The sequence below is a fragment of the Peptoniphilus sp. genome (assembly GCF_034090345.1).
Classification (GTDB): Bacteria; Bacillota; Clostridia; order Tissierellales; family Peptoniphilaceae; genus Peptoniphilus.
In genome coordinates this window covers 21778-28038 of record NZ_JAXDSS010000054.1, presented here as the reverse complement: position 1 = coordinate 28038, position 6261 = coordinate 21778, and the positions used below count along the sequence as shown (strand labels likewise).

At 30.0% G+C, this 6261-nt stretch carries 7 protein-coding genes, 1 pseudogene and 1 riboswitch; of the genes and pseudogenes, 3 read left to right on the top strand and 5 right to left on the bottom strand.

Features of this window, described 5'->3' with window-relative positions; all coding sequences use genetic code 11:
- Positions 1–277: pseudogene (locus tag SOR77_RS04735) on the bottom strand (hypothetical protein); the annotation flags it as partial.
- A 174-nt stretch (positions 278–451) separates the two neighbouring features.
- Between SOR77_RS04735 and mnmA the strand changes: the two are divergent.
- The 3 genes from mnmA to SOR77_RS04720 all read left to right on the top strand — a co-directional run bounded on the left by mnmA (position 452) and on the right by SOR77_RS04720 (position 2765).
- Complete coding sequence (mnmA, locus tag SOR77_RS04730) at positions 452–1519, top strand: tRNA 2-thiouridine(34) synthase MnmA (protein WP_320636027.1); 1068 nt, start codon at positions 452–454, stop codon at positions 1517–1519.
- A gap of 6 nt (positions 1520–1525) precedes the next feature.
- Positions 1526–2158, top strand: a complete 633-nt coding sequence (locus tag SOR77_RS04725) for a 50S ribosomal protein L25 (protein WP_320636028.1) — start codon at positions 1526–1528, stop codon at positions 2156–2158.
- Between the two features lie 88 nt (positions 2159–2246).
- On the top strand, positions 2247–2765 hold the full coding sequence (locus SOR77_RS04720; protein ID WP_320636026.1) for a pyridoxamine 5'-phosphate oxidase family protein: 519 nt from the start codon (positions 2247–2249) through the stop codon (positions 2763–2765).
- 123 nt (positions 2766–2888) lie between these two features.
- Here the strand turns inward: SOR77_RS04720 and SOR77_RS04715 are convergent, their stop codons facing one another.
- The 4 genes from SOR77_RS04715 to SOR77_RS04700 form a co-directional block, all read right to left on the bottom strand.
- Positions 2889–3488, bottom strand: a complete 600-nt coding sequence (locus SOR77_RS04715; RefSeq protein WP_320636025.1) for an ECF transporter S component — start codon at positions 3486–3488, stop codon at positions 2889–2891.
- Between the two features lie 73 nt (positions 3489–3561).
- A riboswitch (FMN riboswitch) is annotated at positions 3562–3682 on the bottom strand.
- 32 nt (positions 3683–3714) lie between these two features.
- Positions 3715–4422 carry a TraX family protein gene (locus tag SOR77_RS04710; RefSeq protein WP_320636024.1) on the bottom strand — a complete coding sequence of 236 codons (708 nt, stop codon included), beginning with the start codon at positions 4420–4422 and terminating at the stop codon, positions 3715–3717.
- Between the two features lie 8 nt (positions 4423–4430).
- Positions 4431–5807 carry a L,D-transpeptidase family protein gene (locus tag SOR77_RS04705; protein ID WP_320636023.1) on the bottom strand — a complete coding sequence of 459 codons (1377 nt, stop codon included), beginning with the start codon at positions 5805–5807 and terminating at the stop codon, positions 4431–4433.
- A 19-nt stretch (positions 5808–5826) separates the two neighbouring features.
- Positions 5827–6084, bottom strand: a complete 258-nt coding sequence (locus SOR77_RS04700; protein ID WP_040553202.1) for a chorismate mutase — start codon at positions 6082–6084, stop codon at positions 5827–5829.
- Between the last annotated feature and the right edge of the window lie 177 nt (positions 6085–6261).

Below are 6261 nucleotides of genomic sequence, written 5' to 3'. Positions count from 1 at the left end.
CTACCGGTTGTACTCCTGCGTTATCGTTTATTGTTTTTAGGTTGTTTAGGTTTTCGTAGTTGTTGTATCTGTCGAATTCTCTGTGTAGTCTAAAGTATTCGTTTCGCATTTTTTCTAGTTTTTCGTTTGCTGTTTTTTCGTTTGTGTCGTATATTTGAAATGTTGTTACTGTATCGAATGCTTCGAAAAATTGTATTTCGTATTTTTGCATTTTTGTCTTATTGTCACTTTTTTCTATTTCATTTGTTTTATTTCCCCCGCACGCTGTTAGTATCAATAAACAAATTATAATAAATATTTTTTTCATTTTATCACCACATATATCTTACCAAATAAGACTATCAATTAAAAGATAATTAAACTCTCTATTCTTAGCCATTTTCATCTTTTTTTGTAGATTTTTTTAAATCTCTAATGTATAATAGTACAAGGTTTTAGATAGGAGGTCAAAATGGCTAAGAAAGGCACTGTTGTACTCGGAATGAGTGGAGGTGTTGATTCATCCGTCTCTCTCCTATTACTTCTTGAACAAGGCTATGATGTCACTGCGGTCTTTATGAAGAATTGGGATGACACTGATGATGAATATTGTACACAAGCTGATGATTATCTTGATGTACAAAGAGTGTGTTCAGCTTTAGGTGTAAAATACTACACTGTAAATTTTGAAAAAGAGTATAGAGATAGAGTTTTCTCTTATTTTTTAGAAGAATATAAAAAAGGCAGAACGCCTAATCCTGACATTATGTGCAATACTGAGATTAAGTTTAAAGCTTTTTTGGAATTTGCACTTAAATTCAATTCCGATTATATAGCAATGGGACATTACGCACGAACAAGAACCATTAACGGGCGAACTTATTTACTAAGAGGTTTAGATCAGAACAAAGATCAATCTTATTTCCTCTCCAGAGTTCCAGAAGCAGCTCTTGCTAAAACAATATTCCCTGTTGGCGAACTCGAAAAATCTGAGGTTAGAAAAATAGCTGAAGAAAACGGACTTGCAACAGCACATAAAAAAGATTCTACTGGAATTTGTTTTATTGGTGAAAGAGACTTCAATAAATTTTTAGACCAATTCCTTTTTACTAAAGAAGGAGATATCTATTCTTATGAAGGAGAACTTCTCGGAAGACACTCTGGACTTATGCACTATACTATAGGCCAAAGAAAAGGCATTGGTCTAGGCGGTATGGGAAATGGAGAACCATTTTTTGTTCAGGATAAAGATTTGAAAAATAATCGTCTTATAGTAGCACAAGGATTAAAACATCCTGCTCTATACAAAAAAATAACAATTGTCGAAAAACCTTTCTGGATTACTGAAACTCCAAACTTACCATTTGAGTGTTCAGTAAAAATAAGGTATCGGGCCAAAGATGAAAAAGCATTAGTCGAAGAAATAGGCCCTGACAAATTAAAAGTTACGTTTGAAAATCCCCTAAAGGGAGTTACTCCAGGCCAAGCTCTTGTATTTTATCAAGATGAAATATGTCTAGGTTCTGGTATAATAGAATAAGGAGGCATTATGTCAATGATATTAAATTTAAAAAACAGAAGTGAAAAAGGAAAAAATCAAGTAGATAAACTAAGGGCAGAACAAATTGTTCCAGGAGTTATTTACTCAAAAGGAAATGAAGCTAAAACAGTTTCAGCTGTAGAAAAAGATTTACTAAAAGCTTACCAAAAAAATGGTACTTCAAGTATTTTCAAAGTTGATGTTGAAGGAACATCTCAACAAGTTCTAATTAAAGAACTTCAAATGCACCCATTCAAAAATCAAATTCTACACTTTGACCTATACTTAATAGACATGAGTGAAAAAATTAAGGTTAATATACCTGTTGTATTAGAAGGAAGAGACGAAGTTAAAGTACAACCTTCTGTATTACTACAAGTAGTCAACGAAATTGAAGTTGAATGTCTACCAGCTGATCTTCCTGCTGAAGCTACTGTAAATGTAGTAGATATGCAAATTGGAGATTCTATACTTGTTAAAGACCTTGATGTAGCTAACAACAGCAAAATTGAAATTTTTGTTGACCTCGAAGAAACTGTAGCCACTCTACAAGAACCACAAGAAGAAGTTCTTCCTGGAGAAGGTTCTGAAGAAGAATCAGTAGAAGTACCTACTGTATCTGAAACAGAAGCTGAATAATTTTAAACTTAAAGGCAAGCTTATCGCTTGTCTTTTTTTATTTACATTACTTATGGGTATAATTAAATAAAAATTAAAGGAGAAAATAATGGCTGTTATAAAAAACTTATCTTTAGATGCAACCTATAAAATATTAGATGAAAGTGAATATGGTGTTTTAAGTGTTTTTGATTTTTCTATACACTCTGTTCCATTTTCTTTTGTAAGATGTGATGACAAAATATATTTTGCTTCTTCCAAAAAAGGAACTAAGATAGATATTTTTGAAAGAGAAAAAATGATTAAATTGGTATTCGTGTCAAGAACTAATGTTGCTGATGAGTATTCCTTAGATGAAATTCAAAAAGAAATTGACTCAAACAACATATCTTTCTTAAATAAAAATGTTTTTACTAATGAATATGAATCTGCTATTGCCGATGGCAGACTTGAAAGTATAGATGAAGAGTCAGAAAGAGAAGAGGCTCTTAGATTGCTTTATGGAAAATACTATTCTGATAAGATGCAATGGTTTGATTTAATTAAAGATCATGTTTTAGAAAATTCAAATATTTATAAAGTGTATCTTACTAATATTACCGGAAAAGAAAAATATATTGAAATTTAAAATAGAAAAGTAGTGAAACAGAATCATTAAATATTTTTCACTACTTTTCTATATTATTAAACTTCATTATAAAAGAGTCTACTAGAACTCACTCGTCCTAACAGACTTTAAACTTTCTAAAAACTATACTCTAAATAAATGACTAATTTTTTTATAAATAAGCATTGTAACAATTGAAACTAAAAATCCCTTTATTAAATTAAATGGTACAAGAGAATAAATCATCATATCCCATAAGCTACTAATGTTTGCATTAACAGCTTTTCCTGCATTTATAATTGCTTCCATAGGCATGAAATTTGCATATAGCGGAAAGATTACAAAATAATTTGAAATTATTGCCGCTATTGTCATTAATACAGTACCAAATAACATACCAACGATTGCACCTTTAAAAGTATTATCTCTCTTATAAATTATACCTGCTGTTCCTGTTAAAACAGAGGCGATTATAAAATTAGATAATTCTCCTACTCCTCCAGTAGAAGTCCCCTTTAGCGCTATATGAAGTACATTTTTAACTGCACTTATTATAACCCCTGCTACAGGTCCCATTGTAAAGGCTCCAACCATTGCCGGTAAATCAGAAATATCAAGTTTAATAAATGATGGTGCAATAAATGTCAATGGGAATTCAAAAAACATAAGTAAAAATGCAACTGCACTCAACATTCCAATTCTACTCATCACTTTAACATTACTCTTACTGTTAACTTTATTCATAAATAACCCTCCCAAAAATTTGGGCTCAAAAAAAGCCCCAAAACTTCGGGGCATTCAATCACAACTTTAATTGCAATTTCTTCTTTCATCCAGACTTTACTGTCGGTACTTGAATTTCACAAGTTCAATCCTATACAAAAGGATTCGCGGACTCTACCGCCGGTCAGGAATTTCACCTTGCCCTGAAGATATTTACTACAATTAGTATACTATACTTTTTCATACTTTACAATAGCTTCATTCTAATAATACCTATTATAATTAAATGTAATGGATAAAATGCGTAGAACAAATATTTTAAATTCAAACCTCTTTTGCCATTATATAAATAAACTAATGGTATTGATAGAAATACTGTCGGCATATGAATTTCAAAAGCAAAGGCTGGCAATATGGACATAGCTCTTGTCTCCCTATTCTTACTAAATGAATACATAATAATAGCAGCCACTATACCATACATTCCATAATCTGCCTCAATAATTTCAGAAACTCCTGCAAATATAACAACGATTATAACACACAAAAACTTACCCTTGAGTCCACTGAAATTTTCCACTGAAATTTTTATACAATATAACATCGCTAAAATCAAAGAAAGTTCTACATATACATTTTGACTATGAGTATTATAATATCCTCCATTCAAAGCCATATCAAATGGAATTTCAGATATAATTGCAAAAGTTACCATTCTAAAAAAATATTTTTTTATATTTTTAGTTTTGTTAAAACCCTCTATAAGTAAAAATAGAAATATAGGAAATGCAATTCTTCCTATACTCCTCATAGCATAATATAATTCATTTACATTTAACCCTAATAAAGATATATTATTTACATTATTTATAATGCCTGCTGCAGTATGGTCTATAGCCATACATAACATAGCTATTATTTTTAATGTGCTGGAACTCAACAAATCCTTTTTCATATTATCTCCTAACTTACCATTTGAGTATTTGAATCATAGACTACAACTGGCATATTATAAAAAGAATTTGAAAATAAAGTAGGCATTATTGAAGGCGGTGTATTTACACAACCATGTGAGCCATTATGTCTGTATATACTCCCTCCATATGTGCTTCTCCATACTGAATCGTGTAATCCACATCCGGTCCAATCAAAAGGCATCCAATAGTCTACATGTGATTCCCATGTTGCTCCCTTTAATATCCTGTCTCTTTCCTTGGCCCATACTTTTTGAGTACCTGTTGGAGTTGAATTACCTTTTGTAGGATCTCCTGATACAATTGGAGTTTCTAAAACTTTCTGTCCATCTTTATACATCCACATATGTTGTCTTCCAAGGTCTATTTCAATATAAGAATTTCCTATATCATTAGTCTCTCTTCTATATCCTTCTAGTCTATATACTGGTTTTATAGTTACAGTCTTAGTGTTTTCTAAAGCCTTAACTAATTCATCTGTGCTTGATTTTACATCTGTCATCCAACCATATATTCCTCCACTGACTCTTGCAATTCCAAGCCCTGTAGTTTGAAAATCTCTTGTTGCCTTGAATGTATCGTATTTACCAGCTATATACTTTATATATTGCTCAACTTTTTCTATATCTGGCACCAATAAATTTTTTTCATTTGGAGAATAAAGGTTTATAAGCGAATCATTCTTCAATACTTCTTTTCTATCTGCAAAGTCATAAGTTATTTCAAATTTATTCAGATTATTTTTTTGTTCAAGTTGTGAAAGTAATTTTTCATCATCTTTTTTTATTTTTGGATTATGGTAAATTCCCTCTTTTTCTAAATCCAATACTTCATCTCTATTTTGAACAGCTTCCAAAACTTTTTTCGCAAACAATTCACTATTTATTTTATTTCCATAAACTTCCGGTTTTACTACAAATTTATCCCCTTCAAAAACCACTTTTGCATCTTGTGGTTCAATTCTTGGCGCTGTATTTATCTTTAAACTTTCCAAAACTTGATTAAACTTCTCGAAGTCATACTTAGCTGTATTTTTTAATTTATATTCTTTTTTTATTAAAATATATGCTGGCCAATAGAGAGAATTTTGCTCAACACTCTGCCCTTTATTCAAAGTATCTGAATAATCAAAACTTTTTGAATACAGAGTTTCTTCTGAATCTCTTTCAACAATTTTTAACTTATATTCTCCATATTTAGAATTATAATTTTCATACAGTTTCGACTTATTGGTTAAACTAAAATCTTTCCCATTTATAAATGTGTTAGGCATAAAATTATCTTTAAATATATTCACTCCAACCACATATATTGTCAGTACAACTGACAATATTAAAAAAATTGTCACTTTAAATAATTTCTTCATCTATTTTCTTCACCTATAACTACTTTTGTATATCCTTGCTTATATCCATGAGCTTATGAAATAGCTCGCTGATTTTTTCTTTATACTCTTTATTTACCAATGCTTCTATAGCTTTTTCTATTACTTTTTCTTCTCTTTTAGAGTCAAAAATTTCTATCTTATTAGATTTTTTCCACTCCCCTATCTTAACTGCAATATTTATTCTCTCTTCAAAAAGCTCTACTATTTTTTTATCAACTTCATCTATTTCTCTTCTTAAATTTTCTAAATTATTCATGTCTACACCACCAAATTACAATATGTAAACTAATTTAATCTATTTTTATTAATACCATTAAATACATATATTTTATTTCATAATATACAGTAAAATTAATTTATACTTTCATTAGATAATGATACCACAGAGCAATTTATTTTTTATTACAAATTAAATACAATTTAGCAACAATAT